Raw genomic sequence first — 13,630 nt, 5'->3', positions numbered from 1 at the left:
CATGAATATCTCTGCGACAGCCTCGAAGAGTCACGGAAAGGCCCGGCAGGCGGGGAACAGCACGGCCGTCGAGACGGCCGGCCGTGCGGGGTTCGTTGCGCGCGGGGCCATCTACTTCCTCGTCGGCTTTCTCGCCCTGCGCATCGCGTTCAGCGGCGGCGACAGCGACGGCAAGGGCGGCGGCGGAAAGCAGGCGGACCGGGGCGGGGCACTCGCGGAGATCGCGCAGAAGCCCTTCGGCCACGTCCTGCTGTGGGTCCTGGGCATCGCGCTCGCGGGCATGGCCCTGTGGCGGCTGTCCGAGGCGGCATTCGGCGCGGCGGGTCCGGACGGCCACAAGGCGACCAAGCGGCTGGCCTCCGGCGGACGGGCCGTCTTCTACGGCTTCGTCGCCTACTCGGTCCTGTCGTTCGCGGCCGGTGACAAGGGCAGCGGCAGCGGCAAGGGCGACGCCCGCTCGCAGGACGTCACGGCCCGGGCGCTGGACCTGCCGGGCGGGCGCTGGCTGGTGGGCGCGGCCGGTGTGGGCATCGCCTGCGCGGGCCTGTGGATCGCGGGCCGCGCCGCGCTGCGCAAGTTCCACAAGCACCTGCGGATGGGCGACATGTCGCCGGCCATGCGGCGGGCCGTGGACGTCACCGGGATCTTCGGCGGCGTCAGCCGGGGCCTCGTCTTCGCGGTCGCCGGAGGTTTCGCGGTGTCCGCGGCGGTGAAGGCGCGCTCCGGTGAGGCCAAGGGCATGGACGACACCCTGCGGTCCTTCAGCGCCACCCCGGCGGGCCCGTGGCTGCTGGGCCTCATAGCCGTCGGCCTGGTCGCCTTCGGTCTCTTCTCCCTCGCCAACGCGCGGTGGCGCAAGCTCTGAACCGCGTGACGCGCGACGAAGGGGCGGGGCCGCGGCGGCCCCGCCCCTTCTCACGTACGACGGGTCACGGCTTGGGCAGCGCACACCCCGCACGGTTCAGGTCGAAGACGTTGCCGGTGCCGATGCACGCGGCGATGCCGTAGGTCTCCTGGGCGTAGTTGATGCCCTGGCGGACCGTCACCTGCCCGTTCTCGTCGACCTCGCACGGGTTGTTGTCCGTGCAGCGCCCGCCGTCCTCGTTACCGGTGTTGTTGACGGCGACGACCTTGCCGGTGGCGTTGTCGATCACGGGCGAGCCGGAGGTGCCGCCGATGGTCTGGCAGGCGGAGGTGTAGCGGACCGAGTCCTTCCAGGTCCAGCTCCCCTCCTTGAGGCGGTAGACGAACCCGTCCACGTTGCAGCTGTACATGCGCTTCCAGTACCCGGACGCGACGGTGATCGCGGTGCCCGCGACGGGATGCGTGGTGCTGAGCTCCAGCGCCTTGATGCCGTAGCGGCTCTCGATCTGCGCGTACGTGGAGGTGAGCTGGTACACCGAGATGTCGGTGTCCGTCATCGTCCCGTACGCGATCTTGCTCGCCCGGACCGTGCCGACGCCGCTGCCCGAGGCGTTGAGCAGGGTGAAGCTGCGGCTGGACGAGCGGTTGAACACGACCGCGCCGGGGGCCGGGAAGCCGGTCTCCAGGCAGTGCCCGTTGGACAGCACGAGGGCCGGGTCGCCCGGCTGCGAGGACGGCGTGCGGACGACCGAGCCGGAGCAGTTGCTGAGCGCCACGGTCCCGGCGAAGTTCACCGCCTTGGCGCGTATCGGCTTGTCGGTCCCGACCGCGGTGTGGCCGGACGGGGCCGAGGCCCCGGCCGTGCCGGCCGGTGCCGCGCCGTGGCTCGTGGCCGCGGTCGCGGGTGCGATGCCCGCTCCCAGGAGCAGCACCGCGAAGAGTGCACCGACGAGAGGCTTTTTCATGTGGGGGTCCCCTCTTGTGAATGAACAGAGCGCGACTGGCCTCTGCGACCGAAGTTCCTTCGGTTTGACATGCGCATGTTGGCGTACGCAGAGGGGGCGCACAAGGGGCGGGTTCCGGCCGCGCGTTCAGGTCACCAGACCCTGCCGGTAGGCGTAGACGACCGCCTGGACGCGATCGCGGAGCCCGAGCTTGGCGAGGATGCGTGAGACGAACGTCTTCACGGTCTCCTGGCTGATCACGAGCGCGCCCGCGATCTCGCTGTTGGAGAACCCGTCCGCGATGAGGCGCAGGACCTCCAGTTCGCGCGGGGTCAGCGGGATGTCGGACGAGGTGTCCCCGGCGGGACGGATCCGGGCGGCGTAGCGGCCGACCAGCCGGCGCGTCACCTCCGGGTCTATCAGCGCCTGGCCCGTGTGCACGGTCCGGATGCCGTGCAGCAGCTGGGCGGGCGGGGCGTCCTTGAGCAGGAACCCGCTCGCCCCGGCGCGCAGCGCCTCGTACACGTACTCGTCCAGGTTGAAGGTGGTCACCACAAGCACCTTGACGGGCCGCTCCACGCCCGCCCCGGCCAGCAGCCGGGTCGCCTCGATGCCGTCGAGCTCGGGCATGCGGATGTCCATCACCACGACGTCCGGGCGCAGCCGCCCGGCCATCTCGACGGCGGTCCGCCCGTCGCCGCACTCGCCCGCCACCTCCAGGTCCGGCTGGGCGTCGATGATCGTGGCGAGGCCGGTGCGGACGAGCACCTGGTCGTCGCAGACGAGGACGCGGGCCGGTGCGGTCACGACGCGCTCCCCGAGGGTATGCGGGCCCGCACGAGGAAGCCGCCGTCCGGACCGGGCTCCGCGCGGAACTCGCCGCCGAGGACGCCGACCCGCTCGCGCAGCCCGGCCAGCCCCCGTCCGCTGCCCGGGGGCACCTCGGCGCGCGTCCCGGAGCCGTCCGTGCCGACCTCCACGGTGATCTCTCTTCCGCCGTGCCGCACGCGCACCGAAGTCCGGCCGCCCTGGGCGTACTTGAGCGCGTTCGTCAGCGCCTCCTGCACCACACGGTAGGCCACGAGCTCGGCGCTCCCGGTGGACTCGGCGGGGGCGCCCTCCTCGCTGAAGTCCACGCTCTGCCCGGCCCGCCGCGCCTGCTCGACCAGGACCGGAATGCGGCCGACGGACGGCTCCCTGTCCCCGGCGCCGTGGCCCGGGTCGAGCAGGTCGAGCAGGTGGCGCAGGTCGTTGACGGCCCGCCGTCCGGTGTCGGTGACGCTGTTCAGGGCGCGGTCGAGCCGGTCGGGCGCGGCGGTCAGATAGCGGGCCGCCTCCGCCTGGACGATCATCGCCGTCACATGATGGGTCACCACGTCGTGCAACTCCCTTGCGATCCGGACCCGTTCGGCGGTACGGCTCTCCTCGGCGACGCGGAGCCGGCGGTCGGCCTCGGCGGCCCGGGTGGCGCGCAGCCATGCTCCGACGCCCCAGACGAGGGCCAGCACCAGGTAGAACGTCAGGAACTCGTCCACCGGCTCGGTGCCGTACCGGTGCAGGGCGAGCGCCAGCGGCACGTACGCGGCGGTCAGGGCGAGGGCGGCGAGGCGCCGGTGGCGGTCCAGGTGGGCCCCCGCGCTCAGCACGGCGAAGGGCAGCGCGGTCCCGGCGACCATGTGGTAGCCGCCGAGCTGGTCGACGGCGAAGCCCAGCGCCACCAGGGCCAGGCAGACCACCGGCCACCGCCGCCGCAGGGCGAGCGACAGGCTCTCCAGTACGGCGGCCGACGCGGCCAGCGCGTCGAACGGACGCTCCGGTACGGCGCCCAGCTGCGTCCCGTGGCGGTGAAAGGCCGGGATGAGCGACAGGGCGAGGAGCAGCAGCCCGAACGGCAGGTCGCGGACGGTGGAGTCGAGCCGCTGCCACCGCGCCGGCCGGCGGACGGCGGTGCCCAACCGCCGCCACCGGGCCGGCACTTCGCGAAGACTGATCACCGGGGCACTGTAGTGGCGGCCGGGGCCGGGACGGCGCGCCGTCCGCCACGCGGCACCAGATTGCCGCGCCGGCGGGCCAGCCACAGGAACGCGAGCGTCACGAGAGCCCCGAAGACCACGGAGTACACACTCGCCTCCGGCCCGAAGTCACCGCCGGTGACGAGGTCGGAGCCGTTGGCCGTCGAGTCCAGGAGACCCTGGGAGGCGCCGTTGCCCGAGACCTCCGAGCTGAAGATTCCCGCCGCGGCGAAGTTCCAGGCGAAGTGCAGGCCGATGGGCAGCCACAGGCTGCGGGTGGCGGCGTACGCGGCGCCGAGCATGCCGCCCGCCTCGATCGCGATGGCGAGCGCGCCCCACAGGTTCGCGTCCGGGTTGGCCAGGTGCATCAGCCCGAACAGCAACCCGGTCGACGTCAGCGCGATCAAGGTCCCGGCGCGCTCCTCGACGAGCCGGAACAGCACGCCCCGGAACACCACTTCCTCCGTGACGGCGGCGGCGGCCATGAAGCCGACGAACCCGACCGCCCCCGTGACCGACCCCAGGCCGTTCACCTCGTAGTCCCCGAGGAGGGCGACGTTCGCGATGACCGCCACGAACAGCACCAGCCCCATGAGCGCACCGCGCCCCAGGGCCGACGGCGCACCCTCCCGGGCGAGCTCGGTGACCTGGCGGTGCTCGGTGCGCCCCACCACCCATCGGTAGGCCAGGACGGCGAGCACCGCCGTCACGAGGCCGATCGCGAGCGTGAGCCACGGGTTTCCGTCCACCGCGTTGACGCACTGACCGCCGATCGCCCAGACCGCCACGACGGCGAGAAGTTGCCAGACCACTCTCATGAGTCCCCCTCGGACGCGTCCGCGGCGACCTGCCGCGGCTACCCCTGAACGCTATGAACGTCCGGGGCCGAAAGCGTCACCGCTGGGTGGACACCTGCGCGTAGCTCGCACGGGGGACACCGCGGGGCGGACTAGGGTTTCGCCACCGTCAGCGACACCGCCGCCGCCTCCCGCGACAGTTGCACGGCCTGCCGCAGGCTCAGCCCCGGCTCGGCCTGTCGCAGCGCCTTGACCGCGGCCACGGAATCGAGCAGCGGCCCGTCGTACCCGCCCGCCCTGATCCGTGTCGTCGCCCAGCGCCCGCGCAGCTCCGCGTCCGGCGCCCCGGTCCGCGCCTCGGCCAGTACGAGGGCCCGCTCCAGGCCGGGGCGGTCCGTCTCGGCCGCCCGCCCCAGCTCCTCGCGCAGCGCGGCGACCACGGCGTCCGCGTCCCGCACCACGATCACGGCCATGTCCTTCTTCCCGTTTCCGATCATGTGCCGTCCCTCCCCCGAAGCACTCCGGCGCACACGGCTGTTGAGCTGCTTCAGAGGTACGGCAGGACCAGGACCGACGGACCAGGACCGCCCCTCCCCCGGGCGGAGGCGGCGGACCGGCACCCCCGCATACCGTCGGGGCATGACTCGCGACACCGCTCACGCACTCGACCTCGACGCCTACCTCGCCCGGATCGGGTACGGCGGGGAGCGCCGCCCCACCGTGGACGTGCTGCGTTCCGTGCACCGGGCCCACGCCACGGCCATCACGTTCGAGAACCTGGACCCGCTCCTCGGCACCGTCCCCTCGCTCGCGCTGCCCGACCTGGAGGCGAAGCTCGTACGGGGCGGGCGCGGCGGCTACTGCTACGAGCAGAACACCCTGTTCGCCGCCGCGCTCCGGGCCCTCGGCTTCGGCGTCACCCTGCTCACCGCCCGCGTGGTGCTGGGCGCGGCCCCCGGGGACGTCCGGCCGCGCACCCACATGCTGATGGAGGTCCGGGTGCCGGGCGGGCCCGGTCCGTTTCTCGCGGACGTCGGCTTCGGCGGGACCGATGCGCTGCTGGAGCCCCTCGCGCTCGCCCCGGACGCGGAGCTGCGCGACACCCCGCGCCACCACCGGCTCGTCCGGCTGCCGCACGACGGGCCCCTGGACCTGTGGGAGCTGCGGGCCCGGACGCGCGACGGGGAGTGGAAGGGGCAGTACGCGTTCACCCGGGAGCCCTTCGAGGCGCCGGACTACGAGGTCATCAACTGGCACATCGCGACCAACCCGCGCTCGCCGTTCTCCCGGCTGCTGTACGTGCGGCGCACCACCGGGGACGCCCACCTCGCCCTCTCCGGCCGCACCCTCGTGGTGACGCCGCACGACGGCGGCGCCCCGCGCGAGCGGGAGCTGGCGGACACCGCCGAGGTGGTCCGCGTACTGGCGGAGGACTTCGCGCTGCACCTCCCGGAGGGCGCGCGGCTTCCCGGGTGAGCCCGGCGCAAACGCCCCCCGGGGCGCGCCCGCATTCCCGCGCGAGCCCCGGCGCACACCACTCCGTGGCGTATGTCACCCGTTCCGGTCCGTCACACCGCCGCGCCACCCCATTCCAAGCCCCGGGCCGCCCGCGACCGGCGTTCCCACGGTTCGCGAACGGCGGGCGCATGGCGATGAAAGCCCGGGCGGAGGCGCGTCCCCGCCCGGGCGGGCCAACCGGCGGGCAAAGCCCGGGCGGCCCGTGAACCACAGTCGTAAGCTCGCTGGCATGCAGGTCATCCAGTCCACGAAGCTCGCCAACGTCTGCTACGAGATCCGCGGCCCCGTGCTCGAGGAGGCGATGCGGCTGGAGGCGGCCGGGCATCGCATCCTCAAGCTGAACACCGGCAACCCCGCCGCATTCGGCTTCGAGTGCCCGCCCGAGATCCTCGAGGACATCCTGCGCAACCTCTCCGGGGCGCACGGCTACGGCGACGCGAAGGGGCTGCTGTCCGCGCGCCGGGCGGTGATGCAGCACTACCAGACCAAGGGCATCGACCTGGACGTCGAGGACGTCTACCTCGGCAACGGTGTCTCCGAGCTGATCCAGATGTCGATGCAGGCGCTGCTCGACGACGGCGACGAGGTGCTGGTCCCGGCCCCGGACTACCCGCTGTGGACGGCCTCGGTCTCGCTGGCGGGCGGCACGGCCGTGCACTACCGCTGCGACGAGCAGGCGGACTGGATGCCCGACCTCGCCGACATCGAGCGGAAGATCACCGACCGCACCAAGGCGATGGTGATCATCAACCCGAACAACCCGACGGGCGCCGTCTACGACGACGAGATGCTGCGCGGGCTCACGGAGATCGCCCGCCGGCACAACCTGGTCGTCTGCTCCGACGAGATCTACGACCGCATCCTGTACGACGGCGCCACGCACACCCCCACCGCGACGATCGCCCCGGACCTGATGGTCCTCACCTTCAACGGGCTGTCCAAGAACTACCGCGTGGCCGGCTACCGCTCGGGCTGGATGGCCGTCTGCGGCCCCAAGGCGCACGCCACCTCGTACATCGAGGGGCTGACGATCCTGGCCAACATGCGGCTGTGCGCCAACATGCCCTCGCAGCACGCGGTCGCCACCGCGCTCGGCGGCCGGCAGTCGATCAACGACCTGGTGCTGCCCGGCGGCCGCATCCTGGAGCAGCGCGATGCGGCGTACGACCTGCTGACGCGGATCCCGGGCGTGACCTGCGTGAAGCCGAAGGGGGCGCTGTACCTCTTCCCGCGGCTCGACCCCAAGGTCTACAAGATCAAGGACGACCGGCAGATGGTCCTGGACCTGCTGCGGGCCGAGAAGATCATGGTGGTGCAGGGCACGGGCTTCAACTGGCCGGATCCCGACCACTTCCGCGTGGTGACCCTGCCGTCGGCCGAGGACCTGACGGACGCGATTGGCCGGATCGCCCACTTCCTGGACGGCTACAGCCAGGTCTAGCCGTGCCGCGGCCCCGACTTTCCTCGAAGATGGACAACTTTAGACTGAATCCAAGCTAGGATGGTTCCCACAGCACCACCAGGAGGCCATCCATGTACGAACCGATCCGCACCAAATCGGTCCACACACCGGCCGACCACGCCGGCGACTTCCCGCACCGCACCCGCGAGGAGGAGCTGGACATCCAGCTCGCCGGACACCTGGCCGCCCTGCTCGCGGTCACCGACGAGCTGGGTCTCGGCGCGGCGGGCGACCGCATCGCCGGGCAGGTGGCCAGGCTGCGGGGCGCCCCGCCCGTCCGCCACGCCGGACTGAGCGACGCCCCCGCGGCCGCCCTCCACCGCCGGGCCCACGCTCTCGCGGGCCGGGCCCTGGTGGTGGCGGCCTCCCGCGCCGACACGGCGGTCGCGATCCTCTCGGCCGAGCGCATGGACGCCCACACCGAGGCACTCGCGGCCGACGCCCGGACGCCGGTCGGCGCCCACTGACGGCCCCGGTCCACGCGCCGTCGAGGCGCGTGGACCGGGTGCCACCCATGTTCGGTTCTCGCGCGTGTACGTCAGGGCGCTGCCGAGACCAGGGCGGTCGACAGGAACGTCACGTCGACGACCTCGCACGCCGGCCGCCCCAGCACCGCGACCGGCCCGACGACCCGCTCCGACGCCGTGGCACCGACCGCCAGGTCCTTCACGACCACCGTGCGCTTCCCGGCGGCCGCGCCCTTCTCGCTCCCGGCCGCGCGGTCCCGGAAGCCGAGAGACACGGTGTAGCTCCCGGGCCGCGCCGCCCGGCTCGTGATCCGCACCCCGGCGACCGGGCGGCGCGTCTCCGCGTCCAGGCCGCAGGAGAAGACGGTGACGTCCTCGTCCGCGAAACGCAGGCTCTCGTGGATCTTCCCGTCCGCGTAGAAGAAACCCACTACGGCGACGATCGGCGACAACACCACCACCGAGGCCGTCACCGCGATCAGAGCCACCGCCCAGCGCGGCATCGACCGCGGAAGGAGCGGTGGGCCGGCCTGCGAGTTGTTCGGATACGGCGGATACTCCATGCCGGCCGGTCCTCTCCCCCGCGCGCCCTAACGGCGCGTCCGGGCCGACCGTACGGTCGCGGCTGCCACTTCCCGGAATCCGGAGAGTCACAACACGACTACGAACAGGGCGTGGTGAACGGACCGACGGCCCCCGAAGCACGCTCGGGGGCCGTCGCCGTACGCAAGGGCCGACTCAGCCCAGGCGCTCGACCAGCGCGCGGTACTCGTCCCAGAGCTCCTTCGGCGTGTGGTCGCCGAAGGTGTTGAGGTGTTCGGGGACCAGCGCCGCCTCCTCGCGCCAGACCTCCTTGTCGACCTTGAGCAGGAAGTCGAGGTCGGCCTCGGACAGGTCCAGGCCCTCGGTGTCGATCGAGCCCTTCGCGGGAAGGATGCCGATCGGCGACTCGACGCCCTCCGCCTTCCCCTCCAGGCGCTCGACGATCCACTTCAGGACGCGGCTGTTCTCGCCGAAGCCGGGCCAGACGAACTTGCCCGCGTCGTTCTTGCGGAACCAGTTCACGTAGTAGATCTTCGGCAGCTTCGACTGGTCCGGCTTGTCCGCGCCGACCTTGAGCCAGTGGCCCATGTAGTCGCCCATGTTGTAGCCGCAGAACGGCAGCATGGCGAACGGGTCGCGGCGCAGCTCACCGACCTTGCCCTCGGCGGCGGCGGTCTTCTCGGAGGCGACGTTGGCGCCGAGAAAGACACCGTGCTGCCAGTTGAAGGACTCCGTGACCAGCGGGACGGCGGAGGCGCGGCGGCCGCCGAAGAGGATGGCCGAGATCGGCACGCCCTTCGGGTCCTCCCACTCGGGCGCGATGATGGGGCACTGCCCGGCCGGGACGGTGAAGCGGGCGTTGGGGTGGGCGGCGGGCGTCCCGGACTCAGGAGTCCAGTCGTTGCCCTTCCAGTCCGTGAGGTGCGCGGGCGGCTCCTCGGTCATGCCCTCCCACCAGACGTCACCGTCGTCGGTGAGCGCGACGTTGGTGAAGACGGAGTTGCCCCACATCGTCTTCATGGCGTTGGCGTTGGTGTGCTCGCCGGTGCCGGGCGCGACGCCGAAGAAGCCCGCCTCCGGGTTGATCGCGTACAGCCGGCCGTCCTCGCCGAACCGCATCCACGCGATGTCGTCGCCGATGGTCTCCACGGTCCAGCCGGAGATCGTGGGCTCCAGCATCGCGAGGTTCGTCTTGCCGCAGGCGCTCGGGAACGCGGCGGCGACGTACTTCGACTCACCGCGCGGCGGGGTCAGCTTCAGGATCAGCATGTGCTCGGCGAGCCAGCCCTCGTCGCGCGCCATGACGGAGGCGATGCGCAGGGCGTAGCACTTCTTGCCGAGCAGCGCGTTGCCGCCGTAGCCGGAGCCGAACGACCAGATCTCGCGGTCCTCGGGGAAGTGCGAGATGTACTTGGTCTCGTTGCAGGGCCAGGGAACGTCCTCCTGGCCCTCCTCCAGGGGCGCACCGAGGGTGTGGACGGCCTTCACGAAGAAGCCGTCGGACCCCAGCTCGTCGAGCACCGGCTGCCCCATGCGCGTCATGGTGCGCATCGAGACGGCGACGTACGCGGAGTCGGTGATCTCGACGCCGATCGCGGACAGCGGCGACCCCAGCGGGCCCATGCAGAACGGGACGACGTACATCGTGCGGCCCCGCATGGAGCCGCGGAAGACGCCCTGCTCCCCCACGAAGATCTCCCGCATCTCGGCGGGGTCCTTCCAGTGGTTCGTCGGGCCGGCGTCCTCCTCCTTCTCGGAGCAGATGAACGTACGGGTCTCGACGCGGGCGACGTCACTGGGGTCGGAGGCCGCGTAGTAGGAGTTCGGGCGCTTGATCTCGTCCAGCTTGGTGAAGGTGCCCTTGGCGACGAGCTCCCCGCACAGGCGCTCGTACTCGGCCTCGGAACCGTCGCACCAGACCACCCGGTCCGGCTCGGTGAGTGCTGCGATCTCGTCCACCCAGGAGATCAGCTCCTGGTGGTTGGTGGGAACAGTGAGGGGAGCCGCGATGTCGCGCGCCACGATCGCTCCTTGGTGAGGGTGTATTCGGTTGGTGCCTCTGCTGCCCCGTGGGGGCTGCGACCCGGATGCGTGTACCCCTTCGAATTCCCCTTGGCGCTCATCCGGTGCCGACCGCACTCATTTGATCATCCGACCCTCGCGCCCATATGTCCAGAGGGCCGCCCATGTGAGCATCAGCACTCGGTCACGCCCGTATCCGGCCTCTACGGGGGCGTAGGTACGATGCGGGAATGACTGCTGCCGCCGCGCCCGACACCACCGGTCCCCGCCCGGCCACGCTCGCCGACGCTCCGCTGAAACCCCGGATGCGCGGCTGGCTGCACGCCGGGATGTTCCCCGCCGTGGTCATCGCGGGCATCGTGCTCATCACCCTCGCGGACAGCACCCGGGGCCGGATCGCCTGCACGGTCTACATCGCGTCGGCGTGCCTGCTCTTCGGCGTGAGCGCGGTCTACCACCGCGGTACGTGGGGGCCGCGCGGCGAAGCCGTACTGCGCCGGCTCGACCACGCGAACATCTTCCTGATCATCGCGGGCACGTACACGCCGCTCACCGTGCTCCTGCTGCCCGAGTCCACCGGCACCCCGCTCCTGTGGGCGGTCTGGGCGGCGGCGCTCGCCGGCATAGCGTTCCGGGTCTTCTGGGTCGGCGCCCCGCGCTGGCTGTACACGCCCTGCTACATCGCGATGGGCTGGGCGGCGGTCTTCTTCCTGCCGGACTTCATGCGGGCCGGCGGAGTCGCGGTGCTGGTGCTGGTGGTCGTCGGCGGCGTGCTCTACAGCGCGGGCGGCGTCATCTACGGCATCAAGCGGCCGAACCCGTCACCACGTTGGTTCGGCTTCCACGAGGTGTTCCACTCGCTCACCCTGGCCGCGTTCACCGTGCACTACATCGGCATCTCGCTGGTGGCGTACAACCACAGCTGACGTCCCTGCCAGGGCTTTCGCGGGGGCGCCCCGGGACGCCCCCGCACCCGCTCAGGCCCCGCCGAGCGCGCGGGCCAGCGCCTCCGCGTCCGTCGTCGGGGCGTCGCAGACGAAGTGCCGGCAGACGTACGCGGTCGGCGCGCCGTCCGCCATCGGCCGGTCGGCCAGCAGCGGGAACTCCGCCCCGCCCGGCTCCCCCGCAGCGACGACCGCGCCGGGCGCCCGCCCGAGCAGGGCCGTACGGTGCAGCTCCCCGCCGACCGGCCCGGCGACGGCCACCTCGCGCGGCCCGTCGAGCAGCGCCTCCGCCACCGCGAGCCCCCAGCCGATGAAGCGCGGGGCGCGCGGCCCCAGCGCCTTCACGACCCCCAGCGCCTCCTCGGCGGCGGTGCGGTGCGGCTCGGATCCGGTGTGCGCGGCGTACGAGAGGAGCGCGCCGGCGGCGGCCGTCCAGCCGGCCGGGGTCGCGCTGTCGGTGGGGTCCTGGGGGCGCCGGATCAGCCGCTCGGCGTCGTCCGCCGTGTCGTACAGCTGGCCGCCCTCGCCCCGGAAGTGCTGGAGCACGATGTCCAGCAGGAATCCGGCGAACTCCAGCCAGGCCCCCTCGCCGGTGACCCCGGCCAGCGCAAGGAAGCCCTCCGCGACGTCCCCGTAGTCCTCCAGCACCCCGGCGTGGTCACCGGCGCGCCCGTCCTTGGACGTCCGGACGAGCCGGGCGACGGGGCCCATGTGCACCCGCACCAGCAGGTCGGCCGCCTCGGTGGCCCGCTCGACCAGGTCGGGCCGGTCGAAGAAGGCGCCCGTCTCGGCGAGCGCGGCGATGGCGAGCCCGTTCCAGGCGGCGACGATCTTGTCGTCGCGCCCCGGGCGCGGGCGCTGCTCCCGGGCGGCCAGCAGCCGCTCCCGTACGCCGGCGGCGCGGAGGTCGTCGGGGTCGCCGGGCAGCTGGAGCACCGAGGAGCCCTCCTCGAAGGTGCCCTCGTCGGTCACCCCGAAGTGCTCGGCGGCGAACGCGGCGTCCTCCTCGCCCAGCACCTCGCGCAGCTGCTCCGGCGTCCACACGTAGTACGCGCCCTCGACGTGCTTGCCCTGCGCGTCCTCGCTGTCGGCGTCGAGCGCGGAGGCGAACCCGCCCTCGGGCGTCCGCAGCTCGCGCACCATGAAGTCGGCGGTCTCCAGGGCCACCCGCCGGGCGAGCCCGGACCCGGTCGACCGCCACAGGTGGGCGTACACGCGGCAGAGCAGCGCGTTGTCGTAGAGCATCTTCTCGAAGTGGGGGACGACCCATTCCCGGTCCACGGCGTACCGGGCGAACCCGCCGCCGAGCTGGTCGTAGATCCCGCCCCGGGCCATCGCCGCGCAGGTGTCGGCGGCCATCTGAAGGGCGCCGTCGGCCCCGGTGCGGGCGTGGTGGCGCAGCAGAAACTCCAGCGCCATGGACGGCGGGAACTTGGGCGCCCCGCCGAACCCGCCCCGCTTCTCGTCGTACTCCCGGGTCAGCCCGAGCAGCGCCTGCGCGAGCTCCGCCTCCCCGGGCGGCCCGTCCCCGCCATGGGCGAGGCTGCGCTCGGACAGGTCCCGCACGATGCGTCCGGCCACCTCCCCGACCTCGTCGCGCCGGTCGGTCCAGGCGGCGGTGACCCCTTCGAGCACCTGCCGGAAGGACGGCATCCCGTGCCGTGACTCGGGCGGGAAGTAGGTCCCGAAGTAGAACGGCTCGGCATCCGCGGTGAGGAACACGGTCATCGGCCACCCACCCTGCCCGGTAGCCGCCTGCACCGCCTCCATGTACACCGCGTCCACATCGGGCCGCTCCTCACGGTCCACCTTGACGGACACGAAGTGCTCGTTCATGCAGGCGGCTGTGGCCTCGTCCTCGAAGGACTCGTGCGCCATGACGTGGCACCAGTGGCAGGACGAGTACCCGACCGACAGCAGAACGGGCACGTCCCGCCGCCGCGCCTCCTCGAACGCCTCGGGCGACCAGGGCCACCAGTCGACGGGATTGTTGGCATGCTGAAGCAGATACGGCGAGGTCACACCAGCCAACCGGTTCATGCGGGCCAGCCTCTCAC

At 72.3% G+C, this 13,630-nt stretch carries 13 protein-coding genes; 5 read left to right on the top strand and 8 right to left on the bottom strand.

Annotated elements, in window-relative coordinates:
* Window position 1 precedes the first annotated feature (1 nt).
* A complete protein-coding gene (locus tag ABZ565_RS27810; protein WP_361032473.1) occupies window positions 2–865 on the top strand; it encodes a DUF1206 domain-containing protein in 864 nt (287 codons plus the stop codon).
* A gap of 64 nt (window positions 866–929) precedes the next feature.
* Here the strand turns inward: ABZ565_RS27810 and ABZ565_RS27805 are convergent, their stop codons facing one another.
* From ABZ565_RS27805 to ABZ565_RS27785, 5 genes are all read right to left on the bottom strand, one after another.
* Window positions 930–1,829 (bottom strand): serine protease, encoded by a 900-nt coding sequence (locus ABZ565_RS27805; protein WP_361032470.1) that lies wholly within the window; start codon window positions 1,827–1,829, stop codon window positions 930–932.
* A 126-nt stretch (window positions 1,830–1,955) separates the two neighbouring features.
* Window positions 1,956–2,615: a response regulator transcription factor gene (locus ABZ565_RS27800; RefSeq protein ID WP_361032467.1), complete on the bottom strand. Its 660-nt coding sequence runs from the start codon at window positions 2,613–2,615 to the stop codon at window positions 1,956–1,958.
* Entirely contained in the window at window positions 2,612–3,763 is a 1,152-nt protein-coding gene (locus ABZ565_RS27795; protein ID WP_361032633.1) for a histidine kinase, read from the bottom strand. Before ABZ565_RS27795 ends, ABZ565_RS27800 begins: the two co-directional genes overlap by 4 nt.
* Before the next feature lie 35 nt (window positions 3,764–3,798).
* Window positions 3,799–4,638, bottom strand: coding sequence for a CPBP family intramembrane glutamic endopeptidase (locus ABZ565_RS27790; RefSeq protein ID WP_361032464.1), 840 nt, complete (start codon window positions 4,636–4,638; stop codon window positions 3,799–3,801).
* A 131-nt stretch (window positions 4,639–4,769) separates the two neighbouring features.
* Window positions 4,770–5,114 carry a hypothetical protein gene (locus ABZ565_RS27785; protein ID WP_361032461.1) on the bottom strand — a complete coding sequence of 115 codons (345 nt, stop codon included), beginning with the start codon at window positions 5,112–5,114 and terminating at the stop codon, window positions 4,770–4,772.
* A 142-nt stretch (window positions 5,115–5,256) separates the two neighbouring features.
* Here ABZ565_RS27785 and ABZ565_RS27780 point away from each other — a divergent pair, with 142 nt between their 5' ends.
* From ABZ565_RS27780 to ABZ565_RS27770, 3 genes are all read left to right on the top strand, one after another.
* On the top strand, window positions 5,257–6,093 hold the full coding sequence (locus tag ABZ565_RS27780) for an arylamine N-acetyltransferase (protein ID WP_361032458.1): 837 nt from the start codon (window positions 5,257–5,259) through the stop codon (window positions 6,091–6,093).
* A 271-nt stretch (window positions 6,094–6,364) separates the two neighbouring features.
* Complete coding sequence (locus ABZ565_RS27775; RefSeq protein WP_361032455.1) at window positions 6,365–7,576, top strand: pyridoxal phosphate-dependent aminotransferase; 1,212 nt, start codon at window positions 6,365–6,367, stop codon at window positions 7,574–7,576.
* Window positions 7,577–7,668: 92 nt separating this feature from the next.
* Window positions 7,669–8,064 carry a hypothetical protein gene (locus ABZ565_RS27770; protein WP_164398544.1) on the top strand — a complete coding sequence of 132 codons (396 nt, stop codon included), beginning with the start codon at window positions 7,669–7,671 and terminating at the stop codon, window positions 8,062–8,064.
* 71 nt (window positions 8,065–8,135) lie between these two features.
* Here the strand turns inward: ABZ565_RS27770 and ABZ565_RS27765 are convergent, their stop codons facing one another.
* Together ABZ565_RS27765 and ABZ565_RS27760 are read right to left on the bottom strand one after the other, a co-directional pair.
* The gene (locus tag ABZ565_RS27765; RefSeq protein ID WP_361032452.1) at window positions 8,136–8,627 is read right to left on the bottom strand and encodes a hypothetical protein; all 492 of its coding nucleotides are present in this window, start codon (window positions 8,625–8,627) and stop codon (window positions 8,136–8,138) included.
* Window positions 8,628–8,802: 175 nt separating this feature from the next.
* A complete protein-coding gene (locus ABZ565_RS27760) occupies window positions 8,803–10,629 on the bottom strand; it encodes a phosphoenolpyruvate carboxykinase (GTP) (protein WP_361032449.1) in 1,827 nt (608 codons plus the stop codon).
* Window positions 10,630–10,859: 230 nt separating this feature from the next.
* Here ABZ565_RS27760 and ABZ565_RS27755 point away from each other — a divergent pair, with 230 nt between their 5' ends.
* A complete protein-coding gene (locus ABZ565_RS27755) occupies window positions 10,860–11,555 on the top strand; it encodes a hemolysin III family protein (RefSeq protein WP_361032446.1) in 696 nt (231 codons plus the stop codon).
* A gap of 51 nt (window positions 11,556–11,606) precedes the next feature.
* Here the strand turns inward: ABZ565_RS27755 and ABZ565_RS27750 are convergent, their stop codons facing one another.
* A complete protein-coding gene (locus ABZ565_RS27750) occupies window positions 11,607–13,613 on the bottom strand; it encodes a thioredoxin domain-containing protein (RefSeq protein WP_361032443.1) in 2,007 nt (668 codons plus the stop codon).
* Window positions 13,614–13,630 lie beyond the last annotated feature (17 nt).

The sequence above is a fragment of the Streptomyces sp. NPDC016469 genome (genome assembly GCF_040632905.1).
Taxonomy (GTDB): Bacteria; Actinomycetota; Actinomycetes; order Streptomycetales; family Streptomycetaceae; genus Streptomyces.
This window is presented reverse-complemented; position numbering and strand designations above follow the sequence as displayed.